This window comes from Roseovarius sp. MMSF_3281 (assembly GCF_030733685.1).
Taxonomy (GTDB): domain Bacteria; phylum Pseudomonadota; class Alphaproteobacteria; order Rhodobacterales; family Rhodobacteraceae; genus Roseovarius.
In genome coordinates this window covers 15,055-37,126 of record NZ_JASHIM010000004.1, presented here as the reverse complement: position 1 = coordinate 37,126, position 22,072 = coordinate 15,055, and the positions used below count along the sequence as shown (strand labels likewise).

Sequence of the window (22,072 nt, the reverse complement as noted above, 5' to 3'; positions counted from 1 at the left end):
TTTGCATTTTCGAACTATCCCCATATATTGAAACAATAATAAAAACTTAACCTTGAGCAGGCACAGACGTTCAAATGACCGAAGGAATTAAGAAAGCATGGACCGAAATGGTCCAACCCTTGTTGCGACGCCCCCCTGAATGTCAGGTGGCGGCCCTGTGCCTGCGCGAAGGGCCGCATGGACCCGAGGTTCTTTTGATCACCAGCCGCGACACCGGTCGCTGGGTGCTGCCGAAAGGTTGGCTGATGGAGGGCAAAACCGCCCTTGAGGCCGCGCAATTGGAAGCCTGGGAAGAGGCTGGCGTAAAATCCGCCAAGACTGCAGATCACCCAATGGCAAGCTATGCCTATGACAAACGCCTTGACGATGGGTACGTTACACCGGTCCACGTCCAAGTATACAAGATGGACGTGACCGAGATCATCGACATTTTTCCCGAAGCGCGTGAGCGAACCCGCGAATGGGTCACGCCTGCCGAGGCGGCCCAGATGGTGGACGAGCCCGGCCTACAGTCGATTTTTAGGCAAATGTAACCGTTTTGTAACGATATTACGACGGCCATGCATTGATAAAGCTCTTCAGACGCACTAGCGCTGTGCCGCAGACGCGCTATCGGGGAGGGGGCTTGCATGGCACAGACGCCTGAATCGAACCAGTGGAAAACACTGGACAAAGACCTCAACCGCATCTCGCAAGTGGAATACGCGACGTCCTATGTCTCGCGCCCGCTTATCGGTATGGGTCTTGCGCTTGTCTTCATATTCGTCGCGGGCCTTGGGGCCGCGATTTTCTTTGGCAGCTACCCCGGCAACATGGTCGTGGTCGCGGCTGCGGTCTTTGGTGCCTACATGGCGCTCAACATCGGGGCCAACGATGTGGCCAACAACATGGGCCCTGCCGTAGGCGCGAACGCCCTGACCATGGGCGGCGCGATCGTGATCGCCGCCATTTGTGAATCCGCCGGTGCGCTTTTGGCCGGGGGCGACGTGGTCTCGACCATTTCCAAAGGCATCATCGACCCCGACAGCGTATCCGAAGCGCGCGTTTTCATCGGGGCCATGATGGCCGCCCTCATTTCCGCCGCGCTTTGGGTCAATCTTGCAACCAAGGTTGGCGCCCCCGTCTCGACGACCCATTCTGTCGTGGGTGGCGTGATGGGCGCGGGGATCGCGGCGGCAGGGTTTGCCGCCGTGAGCTGGCCCACCATGAGCAAGATCGCCGCCAGTTGGGTGATCTCGCCCGTCTTGGGCGGTGTGATTGCCGCGCTGTTTCTTGCCCTCATCAAATCGCGCATCATCTACCGCGACGACAAGATCGCAGCCGCACGAACTTGGGTGCCGATCCTCGTGGGGATCATGGCCGGGGCCTTTGCCTCCTACCTTGCGCTCAAGGGATTGAAGAGGATCATCACGATCGACCTGCAAACCGCCCTGCTTATCGGCCTGGTCATCGGTCTTGCGACATGGGCCCTGACCCGCCCACTGATCCGCCGGCAATCCGAAGGTATGGAAAACCGCAACAAATCTCTCAAGGTATTGTTCGGCCTGCCGCTTGTCTTCTCGGCGGCACTTCTGTCCTTTGCCCACGGGGCCAATGACGTGGCCAATGCCGTGGGTCCCCTTGCCGCCATCGTTCACGCCAGCGAATTCGGCGTTGCGGCAGGCACGGTATCTATCCCGATGTGGGTCATGGTGATCGGGGCCTTCGGGATTTCCTTTGGCCTCTTTCTCTTCGGTCCGAAACTCATCCGCATGGTCGGCAGCCAGATCACGAAACTGAATCCGATGCGCGCCTACTGCGTAGCTTTGTCCGCAGCGATCACCGTGATCGTCGCCTCATGGCTGGGCCTGCCGGTCAGTTCTACCCATATCGCCGTGGGCGGGGTGTTCGGCGTGGGCTTCTTCCGCGAATGGCATATGGAGCGCCGCCTGCGTAACGGTCGCGTGGCCGCTGGCAAACCCAAGGTGCTGCCCGCCGAGGAACGCCGCCGCCGCAAACTCGTCCGGCGCAGTCACTTCATGACAATCGTCGCGGCATGGGTCATCACGGTCCCCGCTGCCGCCTTTATGTCGGCGGTTATCTTCCTATTGATCAACTCGACACTGGCCTAAAGCGTTCCGCCTTTAACCTGAAGCATCAGCGAAAGGCGGAACGCGTGCAAAGATTGAGCGAAACGCTTTAATGAACCGCGGCGGGTTTGCCGGAGGCTCCAACTTTTGAGCAGGATGGATCATCATAAGCGATACACCGAACACGTATTCCCCGGACGTGCGCAAGCGTGCCGTTCGTCTGGTTCTGGATAATCCCGGGCAGCATGAGAGCCATTGGTCGGCGATCCTGTCGGCCTTCATCGACGCGCTGCACGGTTGGGCCAGTAGCCCTGCCGCCTTGGATTTCTCGGTGCGCTAATCCCACCAAGGCCCGTGGTGCTTGCCGGTCTCACCAAGCCGTTCAAAGCCGTGGTGTCCAAAGAAGTCACGCTGCGCCTGAATGATGTTGGCCGTCCCGTGCCCCTGCCGCATGGTGTCGTACCATGCAAGAGCAGCCGACAGCGCGGGCACCGCATGCCCGCCTTGCACCGCCCCGGCCACCACCTCGCGCAGCGCCGGGATACTGGCCGCCAGCATCTGCGCAAAGCGCGGCGCAAGGATCAATTGCCCGGCAGGCAGCTCCCCGCGAAAAGCCTCGGAAATATCGTCTAAAAGGGCCGACCGGATGATACACCCCGCGCGCCAAATCTCGGCAATCCGCGCGTAATCCAAGGGCCAGTCATATTCCCGCGCGGCGGCCTCCAAAATCCGAAAGCCCTGCGCATAACCAAGAATGCGCGCCGCAAGGAAAGCATCGGCCAAAGTCTCACGCGACAGATCAAGCGCATGACAGGCCCCGCCAAGAACACCTTCGGCGGTCTGGCGGGTTTCCTTTTCCGACGACCAGCTACGCGCGCCCACGGCGGCCTCGATCGTATTGGCGGCCTGTCCCATTCGCACGGCCTCAACCACGGTCCAGCGGCCTGTGCCCTTCTGGCCCGCCGCATCCTTGATCACATCTACCATCGGGTGGCCGGTGGTCGGGTCATCGTATTGCAGCGCCTTGCCCGTGATCTCGACAAGATAGGATTTGAGCGCGCCCTTGTTCCATTCCGCGAAAATCCCGCCAATCTCCGCGGGTGCAAGCGCCTTGCCATGGCGCATCAGCCCGTAAATCTCGGCGATCATCTGCATATCGGCGTATTCGATGCCGTTATGCACCGTCTTGACGAAATGCCCTGCCCCATCCGGGCCAAGGTGATCGACACAAGGATCATCTTCAAACCGGGCCGCGATCTCGCGCAGGATCGGGCGAAGCTGCTGCCAACTATGATCGCTGCCACCCACCATCATCGACGGGCCAAAGCGCGCGCCCTTTTCACCGCCCGACACGCCCATGCCGACGAAGTGAATGTCGTTCTCGGCCAAGGCCGCGGTCCGCCGCCGGGTGTCATGGAAATTCGCATTGCCGCCGTCGATGATCGTATCGCCCGGCTCCAACAAGGGGGTCACCGCCTCGATCATCGCATCCATCGGCGCCCCCGACGGAATCATGAACAGGATCACCCGGGGCGTCACCAGATTCTGCACAAACCCCTCAAGCGTGTCATGCGCAAGCAGCTTGTCCTTCAGCGCCCCCGCCTCATCGACAAAAGGTGCAATCCACTCAACCTCGCGGTTGGTCACCGCCACGTCAAACCCGTGCTCGGCCATGTTCAGCGCCAGCGCGCTGCCCATGGTGCCAAGCCCGTAAACCCCGATTTGTGCCTTTGGCATATCAGCCCCTGTTAGCGATCACGGGTTCAGCCTACTGGAATGGCCTGCATGTGCAAGCCATCGCACGGCGGACGTCACACGCCCAAACACCACCGCATGATCGCCTTTTGCGCATGCAGGCGGTTCTCGGCTTCGTCAAAGATCACCGAATGCGGGCCATCCATCACCGCACTGGTCGCCTCGTCCTCGCGGTGCGCGGGCAGGCAGTGCATGAACAGGGCATCGGGCTTGGCCGCCGCCATCAACCGCTCATCCACCTGATAAGGGCGCAGCATGTTATGACGGCGCTCCTTGGTGGATTGGCTGTCATGCATACTGACCCAAGTATCAGTCACCACCAGATCAGCGCCTTCGACAGCCTTCACCGGATCACGCTCAATCTGAATCGCGCTGCCCTTGCCACGGGCCAGCCCGATGAACTCATCCTCGGGATCAAGTTGCGACGGCCCTGTAAACGTAAGGTCAAATCCGAACTGCCCCGCGGCATGCAGGAAGGAGGAACAGACATTGTTGCCATCCCCGGACCAGACCACCTTTTTCCCGGCAATCGGGCCACGATGCTCTTCATAGGTCATGACATCGGCCATGATCTGGCAGGGGTGGGTGCGATCGGTCAGGCCGTTGATCACCGGCACGTCGGCATATTCCGCCATCTCCAATAGAACCGATTCATCGAAGGTTCGGATCATTATCAGGTCAACGTAGCGCGACAGGACCCGCGCGGTATCGGCAATGGTCTCGCCATGGCCCAATTGCATGTCGGCCCCCGATAGCACCATGGTCTGCCCGCCCATCTGGCGCACACCCACGTCGAAAGACACGCGCGTCCGTGTCGACGGTTTTTCGAAAATCAACGCCACCATATGGCCGTCCAGCGGCTTGTCGTCATCACAGGCCCCGCGCAGGCGGCCCTTACGCGCGATCTTCATTTCAATCGCGTTGTCGATGATTTTCCGCAAGTCGGCGCTATCGGTTTTATGGATATCAAGGAAACTTTTCATGTCTTTGTCTTTCGGTTCAAGGCCCTGATCGGATCAGACCTTTTGCATCGCTTGTTCAACTTGGGTGGCGGCGGCATCAAGGCGGCTCAGGGCCTCGTCTATATCTTCGTCCGAGATATTCAGCGCAGGAAGAAGGCGCACCACGTTATCGGCAGCCGACACGGTGGTGACCTGCGCCTCGTAGCCTGCCGCGACCACATCGGTATTGGCCGCCTTGCATTTCAGGCCAAGCATAAGGCCCTGCCCGCGCACAGCTTCGAATACATCCGGATGCGCGGCAACCAAGCCTTCAAGCCCTTGGCGCAATTGACCTGCCTTGCGGCTCACCTCCTGCAAGAAGGCGGGATTGGCCACGATCTCCATCACCTTGGCCCCCACGGCACAGGCCAATGGGTTGCCGCCATAGGTCGATCCGTGGGAGCCCGCAGTCATCCCGCTGGCCGCCTCTTCGGTGGCCAGAACAGCCCCCAAGGGGAAGCCCCCGCCGATGCCCTTGGCCACCATCATGATATCCGGTTCCACCCCGGCCCATTCATGGGCAAACAGCTTCCCGGTCCGGCCCATGCCGCATTGCACCTCGTCAAGGATCAACAGGATACCACGCTCATCACACAGGTCCCGCAGCCCCTTCAGGCATTGATCGGGCAGCGGGCGGATACCGCCCTCGCCCTGCACAGGCTCAATCAGGATGGCGGCGGTGTTGTCGTTGATCGCCGCGTTCAGGCCATCGTGATCGCCCCACGCCACATGCTGAAAGCCGGGCAACAGTGGGCCAAAGCCCTTGGTCATCTTCTCGGAACCCGCCGCGGCGATCGCTGCATGCGAACGACCGTGGAACGAGCCTTCAAAGGCGATGATCTCAACCCGCTCGGGCTGATCCTTTTCATGGAAATACTTGCGCGCCATTTTCACAGCCAGCTCGCATGACTCGGTGCCGGAGTTGGTGAAAAACACCGTATCGGCAAAGGTTTCCTCCACCAGCTTATCTGCAAGCGCCTGCTGCTGCGGAATGTCGTAAAGGTTCGAGGTATGCCACAGCTTGCCCGCCTGCTCGGTCAGGGCCTCGACAAGTTCGGGGTTGGCATGGCCCAAGGCATTCACCGCGATCCCGGCCCCCAGATCCAAGAATCGGCGTCCGTCGTCCTCGATCAGCCAGCTACCTTCACCCTTGACGAAGGTCAAAGGCGCACGGTTATAGGTCGGAAGGACAGTCGGGATCATGGGTTTATCCTTATCAAGAAGCCCTGTGAGTGCCGCATGGCACAGGCTAAGTCAATCATTGGGGGGTTGGTGGCGCGATATACGCCATGGATCAAAGGGTAACGGACGTCAGGCGCGGGTGCGTCGGCGTCGAGTCTCGAAATATGTCACAGGTTTGATCATGGCGGCGGTGTAGCGCGATCCTTGCCGCAAGGGAAGGCATTTTTCATATTGCCATTTTCGCCTTGTCCCAACCCGTGAAAAGGCGCACTGCATGGGCCATGTTTACGCCCCGCGCCCAGAATTCCACACTTGCCGCAAGTCTCACGGTGCTTGCCGCTGCCTTCCTGGCGGGCACAACCCTGTTGGCCAAGGCGCTTGGAACAGGGGCTCTTGGCCCCGAGATGCACGCCCTGCAAATCAGCTTTGGCCGATTCCTTTTTGCCCTGGTGACCATCTGTGGCGCCATCGCAGTTGTTCGCCCGAAGTTTACCCGCCCCCATTTGGGGCTGCACGCCGGCCGTTCTGCGCTTGGCTGGGGCGGTGTGACCCTGATGTTCGCGGCAGCGGCCTTCATTCCACTTTCGGATGCCACGGCAATCAGTTTTCTGAACCCGGTTTTCGGCATGCTTCTGGCGATCCCGCTGTTGGGCGAAAAGGTTGGCCCGGTCCGATGGAGCGCCGCCCTGATTGCCTTGGCGGGGGCTGCTGTGCTGACCCGGCCCGGGGGCGACGCGATTGAGCTTGGCGCGGTTCTGGCGCTGTGCTCGGCCCTGTGCCTGGGGGCGGAACTTATTCTGATCAAACGGCTTTCCGGCTGGGAGGGGCCGCTGCAAATCCTGTTTATAAACAACGCGATAGGCCTGTGTATCGCCGGGATCGCGGCCAGTTTTGTCTGGCAGGCCCCAACCCCGGCGCAATGGGCAGCCCTTGCCGGGATCGGGGTGCTCATGGCCGCGGCGCAGGCCTGTTTCGTCAACGCCATGGCCCGTGCCGACGCCAGCTTTGTCGCGCCATTCTTCTATGCCGCACTGGTTTTTGCGGCGATCTACGATGCCGCGGTGTTCCGGGTGGTGCCGGACAGGGTGTCGGTCATTGGGGCGTGCATCATCCTGACCGGCGCGGGACTTCTTGCCTGGCGAGAGGGGCGCGTACGCGCACCCTTTCCCGCCCCGCGAAAGTGACGCAACGCCAGCTTTGACAAAGGCAGCCTCGATTTGGCTTAATCCCGCAAGGGAGGAGCCATGCCACTGCATATCTTATTGCCGATGGTGGTCTTGGGCATCGTGGGGATCACGGTGCTTTTGCACGTTATGGGCTGGTCAAAGCCTGCTGCCTTGGCAGACGAGGCGGCGGCAGAACGCGCTTGGCTTGGAGAATTCCCCGACGACCCGCCCAAGCGCGTCGTCCTCAGCCACGATCACCACGCCGCCCTTGTCGAGACGCAAAAAGGCCATGGCGTGGTTTGGCCCATGGGCAGCGACACCACCGCACGACACCTAACCGGCGCAAAAATTTCCCGCACGAACAAGGGCTTGCGCATTGACCTGCCCGATTACACAGCCCCGCGCATCCACCTGACGTTGGACGCGGAGGAGGCCAGCCAATGGCCCAGCCTGATGGAGCAAACCGCATGACAGACCAGATCACCTTTCCCGATGTCGTAAGCTGGGCTGTGCCCGTCTTCATCGCGGCCATCCTTATCGAAGTGCTTTGGATCGCCCTGAAAGGCAAAGGCGGGCGTTATGAAACGCGCGATGCGGTGACCTCGCTTATCATGGGGGCGGGGAACGTGGCCTCGGGACTGTTGCTTGGTTTCATCGCCTACGGATTTTTCATGGTTTTATGGGCACTTACGCCGCTCGACCTTGGCACATCCTGGTGGGTGATCGCGGTGTGTTTCGTGCTGGATGATTTGCGCTATTACTGGGTGCATCGCTTTGGCCACCGGATCAGGTGGGTCTGGGCCAGCCATGTGAACCACCATTCCAGCCAGCATTACAACCTTACAACCGCCCTGCGGCAGACTTGGACGGGGACGTTCACCTTCATGATGATTGTCCGTAGCCCTTTGATTTTACTGGGCTTTCACCCGGCTATGGTGCTGTTCTGCGGTGGCCTCAACCTGATCTATCAATTCTGGATCCATACCGAGGCCATCGGCAAGATGCCCAAGTGGTTCGAGGCGGTGATGAACACCCCCTCGCATCACCGGGTGCATCATGGCCGCAATGCCCGTTATCTGGATGCCAATTTCGCCGGGGTCTTTATCGTCTGGGACAAGCTGTTCGGCACCTATGTCCCTGAATTGGAAGAAGAAAAGCCTGACTATGGCCTTGTGCACAACCTTGGCACCTTCAACCCGGTGCGCGTGGCTTTTCACGAATGGGTGGGCATTTTCAAGGATGCCACGCAACCCGGGATCACTTGGCGGGACCGGTTGAACTACTGCGTCATGCCCCCGGGTTGGAGCCATGACGGGAGCCGTGACACCAGCGAAGAGATCAAGCGCAAGTACCTGGCCCATCATCCCGACAAACGCGGCACGCCCGGCTTTTGACAAAACGTACAAGTTGTACGTTTTGTACGCGAGTTTCGTACGAAAATCCGAGGGGGCCGGGCGCATATCGTACGAGTCGTACGAAATCACCCCTCGGATGCCGATCAGCGCGCGCCAGATCAATCAGATGTTAACCCTTGCCCGTGCAGGATTGACGCATGATGCGCCCTGCCCCCATCCCACCAATCACCCCGCTAGCGTTGCAAACGCTGGAAATGCTTTTTCGCCTCGTCCTTGCGGCCTGCGGCATCCAGCACCCGCACCGTTGCGCGCCGCACGCCATGCGATTCAGGCCGAATATCAAGCGCCTTGAGATAGGCCGTGATCGCCTGTTCCTGCTGTCCCATGGCGCGTTCCAGCCCGGCAAGAAGCGTCCAGGCCTTCCAATGGTTCGGGCGCAGTTCGACAACTTTACCGACATGCTGCACGGCTTCGGGCACCTGCCCCGTCACGGCAAGGAAGTTGCCCAGTTTCAACCTTGGTTCAGCCAACGCCGGCCGCGCCGACACCAAGTTGCGCAGCATGGCGATGGCCTGTTGCTGCTGGCCCGTGCGAAAGCGCGTGACGGCAACAGCGCTGACAACGCCGGGGTTGTCGGGGGCCAGCGAAAGCGTGTGATCGGCAATCCGGGCGGCGGCGGCAAAATCCTTTTGCGCCACGTAGGAATTGAGCAGGGTCAGCCATGGCTCGAACTGGTCAAGGTTTTCGCGCTCCAGAAGCGCGTGTAACTTGCGGGCCTTCGCCGGCGCCTTGTAGGCGGTGTATTCCAGCACGGACATCAACGTCAGGGCCTGACGCTCGGCCTTGGGCATGTCCTGCCCGGAGTCCGCGGGGAAGATGCGCGCGACCTGCACCTTTTCGCTTTGGATCGGGGCAAGGCGCTTGGCCTTGGGGGCGGGCCGGCGGGTGATCTTGTGATCGGTCATCCAAACCTCGACCACATCCTGCGTGCGGCGCTTGGGCATGTGACAGGCGGTGCAATCGTCGGTCTGCGCAATCTGCGGATGCTGCGCCTTGGCCTTGGCCATCACGGGCAGGCCCGCGCCATCGGTTTCATGGCAAGTCAGGCAGGCCGCCCGATAATGCGCCGCGCGATCCTCGGGTTTGACCTTTACATGCGGGTCGTGGCAGGTGAGGCAGCCCAATTCGCCCTGGGTCTGGGTAAAGCAGGCGCTTTGTTCCATCCGATAAGGGTGATGATTGATCTCGAACCGCTTGGGCGCGGGCGTGGCGGGGTCTTCGATATCCATTTTCACGAGGACGTCATGTATGTTCTGGCCGGGACGAAAGGAAAACTCCCCCCGTCCAAGGCGAAGCTGGCCGTTGATCGAGGCCGTGGGCTGCATGTGGCAACCATAGCAGATGCTATAGAGGTCCTCGCGCGGCAGATCGCCGGGGTTGGTGATCGCGGCTTGCAACTCCTCAAGGCTGGAGGCACCGGAATAGGCCTGTTCGACATGATCGGCCCCCGGGCCATGACAACGCTGGCACCCGATCCCTTCGGGCATGTCCTGCGGGAAAAGCTGCGGTTGCCCGGCGACCCCTTCGCCGTCGTCATAGTCGGGATAGGAATTGTGGCAGGTCATACAGCGCCTGCTGACAGCGCGCAAAACGCCTTTGTGATCGTGAAATTCATACCCCGGGGCCATGGCCCAGATGTTATCCTGCGTGTACCAGGAGATCGGCAACTGGAACATCGCGCCATCGGGCGTTTGGTACAGGTAGATGCGCGAATGATTGCCCGAGCCCAATATCCAATCGACCTTGGTGGAAAAGACGTCGATCCTGTCGCCTGCCGGGGTCTTGCCGTAGCGCGTGAACCAATAATCCTCGCCGCGCAGTTCCATCTCGTAATATCGCTGACTGGGCTCATGGAAAAAGGGCAGAGCGTCGAAATCCTCGACCGCCGTTTCGGGGCGCGGTTTGTAGAAACTGCGCGCCATGCCCATTTCGGCAAAGCTTTCGGCCTTGTCGGCATGGCATTCGGCGCAAACCGCATCGGGCACATAGCCTTGGGTCGCGCCGGTGCTGACGGGTAGGCCCATGTCGGCAAGGGTGGCATGCGGCTTGTCATGCTCAGCCGCCGAAAGCATCGTGGGCCAAAACATCAGACAAAACAGAAAGTACCGCACATCGCCCCCTTTGGTCGCTTGGGTGTTTCGCCGGGGTCTTAGTGGTGGTTTTTGAAAATTAGACGACAGTCCGCGGAACACGCCGGGGAAGCCTTGGGCAAGGTGGTGACGAGCGCCACATCCTCGCCACAATCGACAGTTTAGCGGACGATGCCCACCAAGCCACTAAATGTTGGGTTCCGGTCGTTCAAAATCCAATAAATTCCTTCAAAATGAATACTTTAAAAGACTGCGCCCCTGTGCTAGGATCAATGTTAATAATCTAAAAGTCAGTCGGATAACCGGCGGCGAACGAGGCAGAAAAAGAGTAGTTCCATGAAGGCTCGGAGCAGTCAGCCGATCCGCTGGGGTTTGGTGGCCCTGGCGACGATCTGGATGTTGATCATCGTCCCGCTCAGCGCAGCGGCGGCCCCCTATGCAGCACTGGTGATGGACGCGCGCAGCGGCGAGGTTTTACACTCTCGCAATGCCGATACCCGCTTACATCCCGCCTCCCTGACCAAGATGATGACGCTTTACATCGCCTTCGAAGCGGTCGAAAACGGCGAGATCGGCCTTGATACGCCGGTGCGCATTTCCAAGCACGCCGCCAGCGAACCGCCCAGCAAACTGGGCTTGCGGTCGGGGCAGACCATCCGCTTTCGGTACTTGTTGCGCGCGGCGGCGGTCAAATCGGCCAATGACGCGGCCACCGCCATTGCCGAAGCGATCGAAGGCTCGGAGGCCAAGTTCGCCCGCCGCATGAACCGCACCGCCAAGGCCATGGGCATGACGCGCACCACCTTCAAGAACGCGCATGGCCTGACCGAAAGTGGCCACCTGTCCACCGCCCGCGACATGACGCTTCTGGGGCGGCACGTGTTTTATGACTACCCCGACTATTACAACCTGTTTTCGCGGATCTCGGCCAATGCCGGGGTCAAGAAGGTGTATCACACCAACCGCCGCCTTTTGCGCAATTATCGCGGGGCGGACGGGATCAAGACGGGATATACCCGCGCCGCCGGCTTCAACCTGACGGCCAGCGCCGAACGCGGCGGCGAACGGATTATCGCCACGGTGTTCGGCGGGCGCTCGACCGCGACCCGCAACGCCAAGGTGGCCGAACTTCTGGACCTCGGCTTTCGCCGGGCGCCAAGCCGCGTGGCGGTGCACAAGCCGCGCCGCCCGGCCTACATGGGCAAGGTGGGCGGCGGCACGCCCGGCGGTTTCGGCAAGAAGGTTCGCCTTGTCGCCGCCGCAGCCGTCAAGAAAAGCCTGCGCCCACAGGTCCGCCCGATGCCGGAGACCGCCCCCGTGGCGATCGCCGCCAAGGATGACATCGAAGCGGCCATCAAGGCCGCGCAGGCCGTCGATTTGGCCGCCGCCGTTGAGCAACCCCGCGAGGCCGGGGCCACCGTATTGCCAAAGGTCAAGCCCGAGGCGCGCCCCGAGGATCTAGTTCTGGCCAGCGTCCAACAACCCGCCGAGGACCCGGTGCAGGAGGTCGTCACCCGTCTCTCCACGTCCGGCGGGCGGAATTGGGGCATCAACGTGGGCCGCTACCCCAGCCAATACAAGGCGCGCAAAGTGCTGTTGAAAACGGCGCTGAACGAGATGAGCACACTGGACGGATCGCTGCGCAAGGTGGTCAAACGGCGCGCGGGATTCGACGCGAATTTCATGGGACTGACCCGTGAAACCGCCGATCTTGCCTGCCGCCGCCTGCAGGCCAAGCAGGTGACATGCTTCATGATCGAACCCGGCGGCGGCGCCTGATTGGGGCTCTGCCCCGTCGCCCTGCGGGCGACTCCCCGGGATACTTTCAAAAAGAAGAAGGCGCAGGGGCGTTTGCCCCCCGCGCCCGACCGGCGAACCGGCTTTCTCCTTTTGCGGTCATCGGCGTCCCCGCCTGTACCGCCCTCACAGCATGGCACGCCAAGGTTAACAAACCCTTGTTCTTCTTTTTCCAAGTATCCTAGGGGTGAGGCCGCAGGCCGAGGGGGCAAAGCCCCCTTGTACATTCGAACCAATCAGCGCTTGGGGTGATCGTCGTATTCGTCGCTTAGAATACGGCGCGCATCGCCTTCGGGATCGTCGTATTGGTTCGACTTCACGGTGTAGACGAAGAACACCAACCCCAAGCCCCCCAGAAACAGCGAGATCGGAATGAGATAGGCGAGAATGGTCATCGGGTCACCTCAGGCGCAGGGCGTTGAGCGACACGGTAATCGAACTGGCCGACATGGCCAAGGCCGCGATCAAAGGCGAGCAGAGCCCCGCCACCGCCAGCGGCACGGCGATCACGTTGTAAACCGTGGCGATGCGAAAGTTTTCGCGGATGCGCCGGGTTGCGGCGCGGGCCGTGTCGCAGGCGGCTGCAATCGGCGAAATATCCCCGCCCAAGAGCACGATGTCCGAGGCCACCCGCGCCGCATCCAGCGCCGTGGCTGGCGAGATCGAGACATGCGCTGCGGCCAGCGCGGCGGTGTCATTGAGGCCATCGCCCACCATCAGAACATGCTTGCCCTCGTCCATCATCGCCTGAACGCGGCCCGCCTTGTCGGCGGGCAGGGCTTCGGCCATCCAACGGCTGATGCCAAGACGGTTCGCCAAGGCCTCGACGGCGGGGGTCGTGTCGCCCGACATGAGGTAAACCTCTTTACCGCTGTCCAGCAGTTCGGTCACAGCCTCCTCGGCCCCGTCGCGCAAACGGTCGGTGAACGTGAAGGCAAGCGGCGCGGCCTGCCCCCGTTGCAGGAAGGTCGCGGTTTCCGCGCGGCCCTCTGCCCCGGTCCAACTGGCCCGACCAAGGCGAACGTCTTGGCCGTTCAGCATCCCCTTGGTGCCATAGCCCGGCACCTCGGTCACATCGGTCACTTGCGCCGGGGCAAAACCCGCCTCGCGCGCGGCGCGGGTGATGGCCTGCGCCAGCGGATGAGACGAGCCTTCGGCCAGCGCCAGCGCCAGTTCCACGTCTCGGCGCGGCAAATCGGCGAGGTTGGTCAGTTCAGGCGTGCCAGCCGTGAGCGTGCCAGTTTTGTCGAATACCACGGTATCAACCTGTGCCAAACGCTCCAGCGCGGTTTCATGTTTGATCAGCATCCCCCGCCGGAACAACCGCCCCGAAGCGGCGGTTGTCACCGCCGGCACCGCAAGGCCCAGCGCACAGGGGCAAGTGATGATCAAGACAGCAGCCGCGATATTGAGCGCCGTGCGCAGGTCGAACGTGTAGAGAAACCAACCTACGAAGGCCAAAGCCGAGAGGATATGCACCCCCGGCGCATAAAGCTTCGCCGCCTTGTCGGCCAGCGAAGTATAGCGCGAGCGCCCGGATTCCGCGATGGCCACCAGATCGGCCATTTGATGCAGCGAAGTATCCTGCCCCACTGCCGTCGCGCGGATGGTCAGCGGCCCGGTCAGGTTGACCTCCCCCGCCGAAACCCCCTGCCCCACTTCGGCAAAGACCGGCACGGTTTCGCCTGTCAGAAGCGAGCGGTCCAACTCGGACGTGCCTTGGGTGATCGAGCCATCCACCGGCATACGCGCGCCGGGGCGCACGAGGATCAAATCCCCCACGGCCAGGTCCGCGACGTTCACCACTTCTTCAGCGCCATCGGAGGCAATCCGCGTGGCGCGCGGCACTTCCAGCGCGGTCAGTTCCTCGGCCGCCGAGCGGGCAATCGCCCGCGTGCGGTGGTCCAGATAGCGGCCCGCCAAAAGGAAGAAGGTCAGCGCAAGCGCCGCATCGAAATAGGCGTGTTTGCCCGACAACGAGGTTTCCCAAAGCGAGGTGATGATCGCCAGAAGGATCGCCAGCGTGATCGGCACATCCATGTTGAGCTGCCGGTTCGAGAGCGCCGCCCATGCGCTACGGAAAAACGGCTGCCCGGAAAAGGCGATGGTCGGCAGGGCAATGGCCGCCGAAATCCAGTGGAACAAATCGCGGGTCGCGTCCGCCGCCCCGGACCAGACCGAGACCGACAGCAGCATCACGTTCATCGAGGCAAAGCCCGCCACCGCGAGCCGCATCAGCAGGTCACGCCCGGCGCGGTCGGTCGCCGTGGCATTGAGGGTGCCGGCGTCCAGTTCATGCGCCTCGTAGCCCAGCCCCTCGACCAGGTGCTTCATCTCTTGCGCGGTGACATCCGGTTCGGCCTCGATGCTGGCGCGTTTGAGGGTCAGGTTGACGCGCGCCGATGTCACGCCCGGGTGCGCGTTCAGCGCCTTTTCGATCTTGGTGATACAGGCCGAACAATGGATGCCCGGCAGGGACAGGGCGATCTGGGCCGGGGTGCGGTCCACCTGGGCCAGCGCTTCCGCCGCCGGGGCGGCGGCGCAGGCCGGGCAAGCCGAATGATTGGGGCGCATGGTGGCGGTCATCGCATCAGTCCTTGATCAGCACGACCCGTTGTTTGAACTCGGTCCCGTCATCGGCCAGTGCGATCATGCGGATGTTCCAGTTGCCATCTCCCAGTTCCACCGGCGCGACATAGGCCGAGCCGTCAAAGCGGAAATCGGGGGTGACATCATCCTTCACGTGGGTCGCGCGGCCGACGGTGGCCTTGAGGTTGGCCACCTCAACGGGGGTGCCTTGGGGGTCGGTGATGGCCAGCCTCAGGATACCCGCCTTGTGGTGCGCGCTGATATCCCAGCCAAGGGCCTCTTGCGCGGCCTTGCGATCGTTGAACGTCTGGCTGGCGACATAAGAGTTTTTAACCTCGAGTCCCGGGAAGGTTTTGATCGCCGAGTAGGCCAGCACAAGATTGACACCGATGATCACGGTGAAGGCGCCGACGAAGCCAAAGAGCACGTGTTTACCGGTGAGTTTGCGTTCGGTCATCAGTTGGACCTCCCGTTAAAGAAGGTATCTTCGTAGGCGCGTTCGCCGTTGGTGATATCCTCGACCCAGAGCCGGACCTCGGTACGTTCCGCCTCGGCGGCCCCCGAGGACGGCGGCGCGATCAGGTAGACACGTTGCAGTTTGATCGAATCGGCGGGGACGTCAACCGTGGCATAGGGCGTCCCTTCCAATTGCAGGCGGATCGAAGGGTCATCGCCCTTGACCGAGATCTGGAAGGGGCGATCCTCGCCGTGCTTGTTGCGCAGGCGCACCTCGTAGGTGTTGCGGATCGAGCCATCCGACATGGTCACGAAGGTCGGGTTGCGCACCGGGGCGACGGTCATGTCGATATCGGACCGGATGAAGAGCGCGAAGAGCAGTCCGACCCCCACCAGCGACCACAACGAGGTATAAAGGATGGTCCGCGGGCGCAGGACGTGCTTGATGACGGGCTTGGGGGTTCCGCCCTTGCGTTCATTTTCTTCGTCGGTCAGCGCCATGTAGTCGATGAGGCCGCGCGGCTTGCCGATCTTGGCCATGATATCGTCGCAGGCGTCGATACACAGCGCGCAGGTGATGCACTCCATTTGCTGGCCGTCGCGGATGTCGATGCCCACGGGGCAGACGTTGACGCAGGCCATGCAGTCGATGCAGTCGCCCTGCTCGGCCCCGGCCTTGACCTCGGGGGAGTTCTTGCGCGGCTCGCCCCGCCATTCGCGGTAGCCGACGGTCAGGGTGTCCTCGTCCATCATGGCGGCCTGGATGCGGGGCCATGGGCAGGCATAGATGCAAATCTGTTCGCGGGCGAACCCGCCGAAAAAGAAGGTCGTGCCGGTCAGAACGGCGATGGTGGTATAGGCGATGGGATGCGCGTTGAGGGTAAACAGATCGACCAGAAGCGTCGGCGCATCGGTAAAATAAAACACCCAAGCGCCCCCGGTGGCCGCAGCGATCACCAGCCAGGTGATCCACTTTGTCAGGCGCAGGCGGATTTTCCGCGCATCCAGCTTTTTCTGACGATGCAGGCGCAAGCGGGCGTTCCGGTCCCCCTCGATCCAGCGTTCGACCAGAATGAAAAGGTCGGTCCAGACCGTTTGAGGGCAGGCATAACCGCACCAGACACGGCCCAGGGCCGAGGTAAAGAGAAACAGGCCCAGCCCCGCCATGACCAAAAGGCCAGCGACGAAATAAAACTCGTGCGGCCAGATCTCGATCCAGAAGAAATAGAAGCGGCGGTTGGCCAGGTCCAGCAATACCGCCTGATCCGGCAGGCTTGGCCCGCGGTCCCAGCGAATCCAGGGCGTCAGGTAATAGATGCCCAGCGTCACCGCCATGATGATCCACTTGAGGTTACGGAACTTGCCGTAGACCTTCTTGGGAAATATGGGTTCACGGGCAGCGTAGAGGCTGGGAGGGCTGTCGGGTTGGGTATCGGCCACGGAATCACTCCGGTGTTCGCGTTCTTGTTCCAGGGTCTTGTCTCAGGCGTGAGGCGGGCCAGCCTTGATTTGGGTCAATTCTGACTCTGAAAGTGATCTATTCTTTTTCAGGCAAACAGCGCGCGGCATTTCGCGCCTCGCGCCTAAGCCATGCGGCAAAGGCTTTTGCCCTAGGACGCAAAGGGCCTTTGCGCGACACGATGTAATAGCCCGCGATTTCTTCGTCACGGAACAATTCGATCAATCGCCCAGCGGCGATGTCATGTCGCACCCATTCAAACACCGTCACCGCCACGCCGTAGCCATTGCGCAACCCGTCCAGCAAAAGGTTGCCCGGCACCTGGGTCAAACCGCCCTCGCGGTCAGTGGTCACGCCGCGTTGACGCAACCAGTCGCTGGCCTCGGTGGTGCCGAACTCCTGCAACCATGGCAGGCCGGTCAAATCGGCGGGCTGGGTGATTTCGCTATCTTTCACCAGTTCCGGGGCCGCCACCGTCACCAAGGGCGAGGCAAACAGCAAATGCGCATCCAGTCCCGGCCAATCGCCGTTGCCGTAGCGGATGGCAATGTCGATCCCGCCGGGTTCGAGGATCACCACCTGCGGCGTGGGCGATAGCATGAGATCGGCCTCGGGGTGCGCCTGACGAAAGGTTGCCAGCCGCGGCATCAGCCAATGGGCCGCGAAACTGGGCGTGGTGGAGATTTGCAACGCGCGGCCCGCATCGGCCCCGGTCAGAGCATCGATGGTGCGGGCAATGCCGCCAAAGCCGGTGGTCAGCGCCTCGGACAGTTGCCGGCCCTCGGGCGTCAGGGTCAGGCTTCGCCCCGTCCGGTCCGCCAAGGTCAGGCCCATGTGCCCTTCCAGCGTTTTGATTTGCTGGCTGATCGCCGCGTGACTGACATTCAGCGCGGCCCCCGCCGCACTGGCCGATCCGGTTTCTGCCAAGGCCGCGAACGCCCTGAGAGCCGTGAGCGGCGGAAGTGATAGCCAATCCATGTGTAACACCAAATTACATGTCAAAATTTTTCCTGAGTCGCATTATGCGCACCAGAACACCATAAATAAAGACAAGAAACGCAGCCCCGAAAGGACACACCATGCTTGGAATTTTCGCCAAATCTTTCAATACCGCCACCCGCACGGATCGCCGCATTCATTGGGGCGCCCCCGGCCATTGGCAAAAAGGCCCTGCCTTTGACAGCCGCGAACCTGCGGAATTGGTTGCCCACACCGAGGGCCGCCGCCGTGACTGAACGCTTTTTGATCCGGTTGAGTGCCCTGCTGCGGCAATGACCGGGCACAGGCCACCCCGGCCTTGGACAAATGGCCGGTAACGGGCATCAAAACCGCCCAAGCGGCGTTGACAGGGACCGGTGATTTCGCGGAATAAAGTGGCACCGGCCTTCCAGGAAACGCGCGAACAGGACGGAAGGACCGGTGCCGAACCCGCAGGCGCGATGCGTCTGCGGGTATTCTTTTCAGGCGGGGCTTATTCGCCGCCGCCCAGTTGGTGGACATAGGTGGTGACAGCGCGGATTTCCGCCTCGCTCAACTCTGCACCGCCCATCGGGGGCATCACGCCAAAGCGCGAGTTGACCACCGTGTGCTTCACGGTCTCGTAGTCCCCGCCATAAAGCCAGATGGCGTCGGTCAGGTTTGGCGCCCCTTGATAGATATCGCCATTTCCGTTGTCGCCGTGACAGGCGGCACAGTTGTCCAGATAGACAGTCTGACCGGCTTCGACCAAGGATGCGTCCTGTGGCTCGTACGTGGACGACAGGGACATCACGTAGTTGACCACCTGTTCGATCTGCGCCTCGTCCAGAAGCTCGCCGAAGGCGGGCATTTGGGAATAACGCGCATCGGGGTCATCTTCGTTCCGGATGCCGTGGGCCACGGTGTAGTGGATATCTTCCACCGTGCCGCCCCACAGCCACGCGTCATCTTGCAGGTTGGGGTAGCCCTTGGCACCGGCAGCACCCGAGCCGTGACACTGCGCACACCATGTCATGAAGATCGACTCACCCGCCGACCGGGCGTAGGTGGCCAGTTCCTCGTCGCCGGCAATCGACGTCAGTTCGACCGAGGCGAGCCTTTCGTTGATCGCGGCATTGGCGGCATCGGCATCGGCGATTTCCTGGGCCACGTTGGCCCGGGTCGACCAGCCAAGATAGCCCGAGGTGGCATCCTTGATGCCGGGCCATGCCGGATAGGCGATGGTGTACCAGATGGCCCAGACGATGGTGGCGTAGAAGACCCACAGCCACCAGCGCGGCAGGGGGTTGTTATACTCCTGAATACCGTCCCATTCGTGGCCGGTCGTTTCGACCTCTTGCTTCTTTTTAGGTTGTTTTGCCATGTCGTTCACGCCTCCTTGGCGTCGGCTTCCCCGCGCGTGGCGGGTTTGTCTTCGTGCCGGAAGGGGATGCCCGAGGGATCTTCGTAGGTCTTGGTGGCGCCGGGCCGGAAGACCCAGATCACCACACCAACGAAGAACGCGAAGAGAAACAAGAGCATCCAGCTGTCGGCGAATTCACGCAGGAGAGAGTAGGTTTCCATTGGTCCTTGTCCTTTCCTTAGCGGCTTGCCACCGGGGTGAAGGTCGAGAAATCAACCAACGTGCCCAGCATTTGCAGGTAGGCGATCAATGCGTCGGCCTCGGAAATCCCCGGCTGCCCGTCGAAGTTGCGCACGTTGACGTTTTCGCCGTAGCGCTCGAACAGCCCGTCGGTGTCGCCGAAGGGGTCGACCTGTACGTTGAAATCCGCTTGGGCGTTTTCGATCATCTCGTCGCTATAGGGGACCCCCACGAAGGCATGCGTTTCAAGCAGGTCCTCGATATAGGTCGGTTCGATCATGCGATCTTCGAGGTAGCCGTATTTGGGCATCACCGATTCCGGCACCACGGTCTGCGGGTCGCGCAAGTGGTCGACGTGCCATTCGTCCGAGTACCGGCCACCGACGCGGGCAAGGTCAGGCCCGGTCCGCTTGGAGCCCCATTGGAACGGGTGATCGTACTGCGATTCCGCCGCAAGGCTGTAGTGGCCATAGCGTTCGACCTCGTCCCGCATGGGGCGGATCATCTGGCTGTGACACACGTAGCAGCCTTCACGGACGTAGATATCGCGCCCGGTAAGTTCCAGCGGGGTGTAGGGGCGCACGCCCTCTACGTCCTCGATGGTGTTTTCCAGCCAGAACAGCGGGGCGATCTGGACGATGCCGCCGATGGTGACCACAAGGAAGGCAAAGATCGTGAGAAGCGTGATGTTCTTCTCAAGGATTGCGTGTTTGTCGAGAATTGCCATTGTCCGTCGCTCCTCTTATTCGGCCGGAACAACGGAGTTGTTGGCTTCGACAGCCGGGCTCCGTTTGACGGTCATGAACAGGTTGTAGCACATGATGATTGCGCCGGTGATATAAAGGACCCCGCCCAGACCACGCACGATGTACATGGGCAGCTTGGCATCCACGGTGTCGGCGAAGGAGTTCACGAGGAAGCCGTTGGCATCCACTTCGCGCCACATCAGACCCTCCATGATGCCGGTCACCCACATGGCGGCGGCGTAGAGGATGATGCCGATGGTCGCGAGCCAGAAGTGCCAGCTGACCATGCTCAGGCTGTAGAGGCGTTCTTTGTTCCACAGCTTGGGCACGAGGAAGTACAGGGCACCAAAGGTGATCATGCCGTTCCAGCCAAGCGCGCCCGAGTGCACGTGACCAATGGTCCAGTCGGTATAGTGCGACAGCGAGTTCACCGCGCGGATCGACATCATCGGCCCCTCGAAGGTCGACATGCCGTAGAACCCGACCGAGATCACCATCATCCGGATGATCGGATCGGTGCGCAGCTTGTCCCAGGCGCCCGACAGCGTCATCAACCCGTTGATCATGCCACCCCATGAGGGCATCCAAAGCACGATCGAGAACACCATGCCCAGCGTCGAGGCCCAATCGGGCAGCGCCGTGTAGTGCAGGTGGTGCGGACCGGCCCAGATGTAGATGAAGATCAGCGCCCAGAAGTGGATGATCGACAGTTTATAGCTGAACACCGGGCGTTCGGCCTGTTTTGGTACGAAGTAGTACATCATGCCAAGGAAGCCGGCGGTCAGGAAGAAGCCCACGGCGTTGTGGCCGTACCACCACTGAACCATGGCATCCTGCACACCCGAGAAGACCTGAACCGATTTGGAGCCCCAGATCGAGACCGGGATGCTCAGGTTGTTCACGATGTGAAGCATGGCAACGGTGATGATGAACGACAGGTAGAACCAGTTCGCCACGTAGATATGCGGCTCTTTGCGCTTGACGATGGTGCCGAGGAACACGGCAAGGTAGGCCACCCAGACGATGGTCAGCCACCAGTCAACATACCATTCCGGCTCGGCGTATTCTTTCGACTGGGTCGCGCCCAGAAGATAGCCCGTGGCCGCCAGCACGATCATCAGTTGGAACCCCCAAAAGACGAACCATGCCAGGTTGCCCCCCCAAAGACGCGCGGCGGATGTACGTTGCACCACGTAGAAGGACGTCGCGATCAGGGCATTGCCCCCAAACGCGAAAATCACCGCCGAGGTGTGCAAGGGCCGCAACCGGCCAAAATTCAAATACCCTTGGGCCCAATCGAAGTTGAGCCCCGGAAAAGCCAGTTGGAATGCGATAAACGTCCCGGCCAGAAAGCCGACAACGCCCCAGAGGGCGGTCGCGATCACACCGGCGCGCACGACGCCATCCATATATTCGCCGGACAGGTCCACCGTCACGACGGGCTCGTCCGTATTGCGCAAAGTCCAGATGAAAAGGCCACCGGCCACAAGCGCCACCGTCAGCGCATTGACCAGATAGGCCAGATCGCGCGCGTAGTTGGCGGCAATCAACGCGAAGAGCGTGATTATGCCAAGCGCGATCAGCTTGATATAGTTCGTCATGTTGCGTCCCTTCGTCTCTTACCGCGCGATTCGTACATGTCGCGCGGGCGCGTTTAGACTGCTGCGTTAATGCTGCGCGGGCAGCATCGGTGCCTTGATCTGCATCAATAACGGCTATCGCATTTCTTGATGCGCATCAAAGCGGAGGGATCGAGAATGTGCGTAGCGTAAAGGTCTCATATCTAG

The 22,072-nt window shown here is 61.3% G+C and carries 21 protein-coding genes; 8 read left to right on the top strand and 13 right to left on the bottom strand.

All coding sequences use genetic code 11. The annotated features are described in order from the left end of the window. Positions 1-74 precede the first annotated feature (74 nt). The 3 genes from RBB32_RS06475 (at position 75) to RBB32_RS06465 (ending at position 2,409) form a co-directional block, all read left to right on the top strand. Positions 75-533, top strand: a complete 459-nt coding sequence (locus RBB32_RS06475; RefSeq protein ID WP_306151888.1) for an NUDIX hydrolase — start codon at positions 75-77, stop codon at positions 531-533. Between the two features lie 96 nt (positions 534-629). Further along, entirely contained in the window at positions 630-2,111 is a 1,482-nt protein-coding gene (locus RBB32_RS06470) for an inorganic phosphate transporter (RefSeq protein ID WP_306151887.1), read from the top strand. A gap of 157 nt (positions 2,112-2,268) precedes the next feature. Next, entirely contained in the window at positions 2,269-2,409 is a 141-nt protein-coding gene (locus RBB32_RS06465) for a hypothetical protein (RefSeq protein WP_306151886.1), read from the top strand. Here the strand turns inward: RBB32_RS06465 and gndA are convergent. From gndA to RBB32_RS06450, 3 genes are all read right to left on the bottom strand, one after another. Further along, entirely contained in the window at positions 2,406-3,806 is a 1,401-nt protein-coding gene (gndA, locus tag RBB32_RS06460; RefSeq protein ID WP_306151885.1) for an NADP-dependent phosphogluconate dehydrogenase, read from the bottom strand. The genes RBB32_RS06465 and gndA overlap by 4 nt on opposite strands. A gap of 74 nt (positions 3,807-3,880) precedes the next feature. Further along, complete coding sequence (gene argF, locus RBB32_RS06455; RefSeq protein ID WP_306151884.1) at positions 3,881-4,807, bottom strand: ornithine carbamoyltransferase; 927 nt, start codon at positions 4,805-4,807, stop codon at positions 3,881-3,883. 33 nt (positions 4,808-4,840) lie between these two features. Then, on the bottom strand, positions 4,841-6,028 hold the full coding sequence (locus RBB32_RS06450) for an aspartate aminotransferase family protein (RefSeq protein WP_306151883.1): 1,188 nt from the start codon (positions 6,026-6,028) through the stop codon (positions 4,841-4,843). A gap of 260 nt (positions 6,029-6,288) precedes the next feature. Here RBB32_RS06450 and RBB32_RS06445 point away from each other — a divergent pair, with 260 nt between their 5' ends. From RBB32_RS06445 to RBB32_RS06435, 3 genes are read left to right on the top strand one after another with little or no spacing between them, the layout of a single operon-like run. Then, a complete protein-coding gene (locus RBB32_RS06445; protein WP_306151882.1) occupies positions 6,289-7,191 on the top strand; it encodes a DMT family transporter in 903 nt (300 codons plus the stop codon). Between the two features lie 60 nt (positions 7,192-7,251). Next, the gene (locus RBB32_RS06440; protein ID WP_306151881.1) at positions 7,252-7,644 is read left to right on the top strand and encodes a hypothetical protein; all 393 of its coding nucleotides are present in this window, start codon (positions 7,252-7,254) and stop codon (positions 7,642-7,644) included. Continuing rightward, a complete protein-coding gene (locus RBB32_RS06435; protein WP_306151880.1) occupies positions 7,641-8,567 on the top strand; it encodes a sterol desaturase family protein in 927 nt (308 codons plus the stop codon). Before RBB32_RS06440 ends, RBB32_RS06435 begins: the two co-directional genes overlap by 4 nt. Positions 8,568-8,761: 194 nt before the next feature. Here the strand turns inward: RBB32_RS06435 and RBB32_RS06430 are convergent, their stop codons facing one another. Then, positions 8,762-10,675 carry a cytochrome c3 family protein gene (locus RBB32_RS06430; protein ID WP_306151879.1) on the bottom strand — a complete coding sequence of 638 codons (1,914 nt, stop codon included), beginning with the start codon at positions 10,673-10,675 and terminating at the stop codon, positions 8,762-8,764. 339 nt (positions 10,676-11,014) lie between these two features. On the opposite strand from RBB32_RS06430, the gene RBB32_RS06425 reads away from it, so the two are divergent. Beyond that, positions 11,015-12,457 (top strand): D-alanyl-D-alanine carboxypeptidase family protein, encoded by a 1,443-nt coding sequence (locus RBB32_RS06425; protein ID WP_306151878.1) that lies wholly within the window; start codon positions 11,015-11,017, stop codon positions 12,455-12,457. Between the two features lie 254 nt (positions 12,458-12,711). Here the strand turns inward: RBB32_RS06425 and ccoS are convergent, their stop codons facing one another. From ccoS to RBB32_RS06400, 5 genes are all read right to left on the bottom strand, one after another. Beyond that, positions 12,712-12,870 (bottom strand): cbb3-type cytochrome oxidase assembly protein CcoS, encoded by a 159-nt coding sequence (gene ccoS, locus RBB32_RS06420; RefSeq protein ID WP_306151877.1) that lies wholly within the window; start codon positions 12,868-12,870, stop codon positions 12,712-12,714. A 4-nt stretch (positions 12,871-12,874) separates the two neighbouring features. Next, positions 12,875-15,061 carry a heavy metal translocating P-type ATPase gene (locus RBB32_RS06415; protein WP_306151876.1) on the bottom strand — a complete coding sequence of 729 codons (2,187 nt, stop codon included), beginning with the start codon at positions 15,059-15,061 and terminating at the stop codon, positions 12,875-12,877. A gap of 4 nt (positions 15,062-15,065) precedes the next feature. Further along, complete coding sequence (locus RBB32_RS06410) at positions 15,066-15,521, bottom strand: FixH family protein (protein ID WP_306151875.1); 456 nt, start codon at positions 15,519-15,521, stop codon at positions 15,066-15,068. Beyond that, entirely contained in the window at positions 15,521-16,960 is a 1,440-nt protein-coding gene (gene ccoG / locus RBB32_RS06405; protein WP_306151874.1) for a cytochrome c oxidase accessory protein CcoG, read from the bottom strand. Before ccoG ends, RBB32_RS06410 begins: the two co-directional genes overlap by 1 nt. 97 nt (positions 16,961-17,057) lie before the next feature. Continuing rightward, a complete protein-coding gene (locus RBB32_RS06400) occupies positions 17,058-17,957 on the bottom strand; it encodes a LysR substrate-binding domain-containing protein (protein ID WP_306151873.1) in 900 nt (299 codons plus the stop codon). 101 nt (positions 17,958-18,058) lie between these two features. Here RBB32_RS06400 and RBB32_RS06395 point away from each other — a divergent pair, with 101 nt between their 5' ends. After that, the gene (locus RBB32_RS06395) at positions 18,059-18,214 is read left to right on the top strand and encodes a hypothetical protein (protein WP_306151872.1); all 156 of its coding nucleotides are present in this window, start codon (positions 18,059-18,061) and stop codon (positions 18,212-18,214) included. Between the two features lie 236 nt (positions 18,215-18,450). Here RBB32_RS06395 and ccoP read toward each other — a convergent pair whose 3' ends face one another. From ccoP to ccoN, 4 genes are read right to left on the bottom strand one after another with little or no spacing between them, the layout of a single operon-like run. Beyond that, the gene (ccoP, locus tag RBB32_RS06390; protein ID WP_306151871.1) at positions 18,451-19,320 is read right to left on the bottom strand and encodes a cytochrome-c oxidase, cbb3-type subunit III; all 870 of its coding nucleotides are present in this window, start codon (positions 19,318-19,320) and stop codon (positions 18,451-18,453) included. A gap of 5 nt (positions 19,321-19,325) precedes the next feature. Continuing rightward, positions 19,326-19,520 (bottom strand): cbb3-type cytochrome c oxidase subunit 3, encoded by a 195-nt coding sequence (locus RBB32_RS06385; RefSeq protein ID WP_306151870.1) that lies wholly within the window; start codon positions 19,518-19,520, stop codon positions 19,326-19,328. Positions 19,521-19,537: 17 nt separating this feature from the next. Next, positions 19,538-20,266, bottom strand: coding sequence for a cytochrome-c oxidase, cbb3-type subunit II (gene ccoO, locus RBB32_RS06380; protein WP_306151869.1), 729 nt, complete (start codon positions 20,264-20,266; stop codon positions 19,538-19,540). Positions 20,267-20,281: 15 nt separating this feature from the next. Next, a complete protein-coding gene (ccoN, locus tag RBB32_RS06375; RefSeq protein WP_306151868.1) occupies positions 20,282-21,886 on the bottom strand; it encodes a cytochrome-c oxidase, cbb3-type subunit I in 1,605 nt (534 codons plus the stop codon). Between the last annotated feature and the right edge of the window lie 186 nt (positions 21,887-22,072).

What these genes read in the sequence shown, in the direction of transcription:
- RBB32_RS06430 (WP_306151879.1), bottom strand. Translation starts at nt 10,675, where the DNA reads ATGTTTTGGCCCACGATGCTTTCGGCGGCTGAGCATGACAAGCCGCAT.
- ccoO (WP_306151869.1), bottom strand. Translation starts at nt 20,266, where the DNA reads ATGGCAATTCTCGACAAACACGCAATCCTTGAGAAGAACATCACGCTT.
- ccoP (WP_306151871.1), bottom strand. Translation starts at nt 19,320, where the DNA reads ATGGCAAAACAACCTAAAAAGAAGCAAGAGGTCGAAACGACCGGCCAC.
- RBB32_RS06440 (WP_306151881.1), top strand. Translation starts at nt 7,252, where the DNA reads ATGCCACTGCATATCTTATTGCCGATGGTGGTCTTGGGCATCGTGGGG.
- RBB32_RS06400 (WP_306151873.1), bottom strand. Translation starts at nt 17,957, where the DNA reads ATGGATTGGCTATCACTTCCGCCGCTCACGGCTCTCAGGGCGTTCGCG.
- RBB32_RS06475 (WP_306151888.1), top strand. Translation starts at nt 75, where the DNA reads ATGACCGAAGGAATTAAGAAAGCATGGACCGAAATGGTCCAACCCTTG.
- ccoS (WP_306151877.1), bottom strand. Translation starts at nt 12,870, where the DNA reads ATGACCATTCTCGCCTATCTCATTCCGATCTCGCTGTTTCTGGGGGGC.
- RBB32_RS06415 (WP_306151876.1), bottom strand. Translation starts at nt 15,061, where the DNA reads ATGACCGCCACCATGCGCCCCAATCATTCGGCTTGCCCGGCCTGCGCC.
- argF (WP_306151884.1), bottom strand. Translation starts at nt 4,807, where the DNA reads ATGAAAAGTTTCCTTGATATCCATAAAACCGATAGCGCCGACTTGCGG.
- RBB32_RS06470 (WP_306151887.1), top strand. Translation starts at nt 630, where the DNA reads ATGGCACAGACGCCTGAATCGAACCAGTGGAAAACACTGGACAAAGAC.
- gndA (WP_306151885.1), bottom strand. Translation starts at nt 3,806, where the DNA reads ATGCCAAAGGCACAAATCGGGGTTTACGGGCTTGGCACCATGGGCAGC.
- RBB32_RS06435 (WP_306151880.1), top strand. Translation starts at nt 7,641, where the DNA reads ATGACAGACCAGATCACCTTTCCCGATGTCGTAAGCTGGGCTGTGCCC.
- ccoN (WP_306151868.1), bottom strand. Translation starts at nt 21,886, where the DNA reads ATGACGAACTATATCAAGCTGATCGCGCTTGGCATAATCACGCTCTTC.
- RBB32_RS06425 (WP_306151878.1), top strand. Translation starts at nt 11,015, where the DNA reads ATGAAGGCTCGGAGCAGTCAGCCGATCCGCTGGGGTTTGGTGGCCCTG.
- RBB32_RS06385 (WP_306151870.1), bottom strand. Translation starts at nt 19,520, where the DNA reads ATGGAAACCTACTCTCTCCTGCGTGAATTCGCCGACAGCTGGATGCTC.
- RBB32_RS06450 (WP_306151883.1), bottom strand. Translation starts at nt 6,028, where the DNA reads ATGATCCCGACTGTCCTTCCGACCTATAACCGTGCGCCTTTGACCTTC.
- RBB32_RS06445 (WP_306151882.1), top strand. Translation starts at nt 6,289, where the DNA reads ATGTTTACGCCCCGCGCCCAGAATTCCACACTTGCCGCAAGTCTCACG.
- RBB32_RS06410 (WP_306151875.1), bottom strand. Translation starts at nt 15,521, where the DNA reads ATGACCGAACGCAAACTCACCGGTAAACACGTGCTCTTTGGCTTCGTC.
- RBB32_RS06395 (WP_306151872.1), top strand. Translation starts at nt 18,059, where the DNA reads ATGCTTGGAATTTTCGCCAAATCTTTCAATACCGCCACCCGCACGGAT.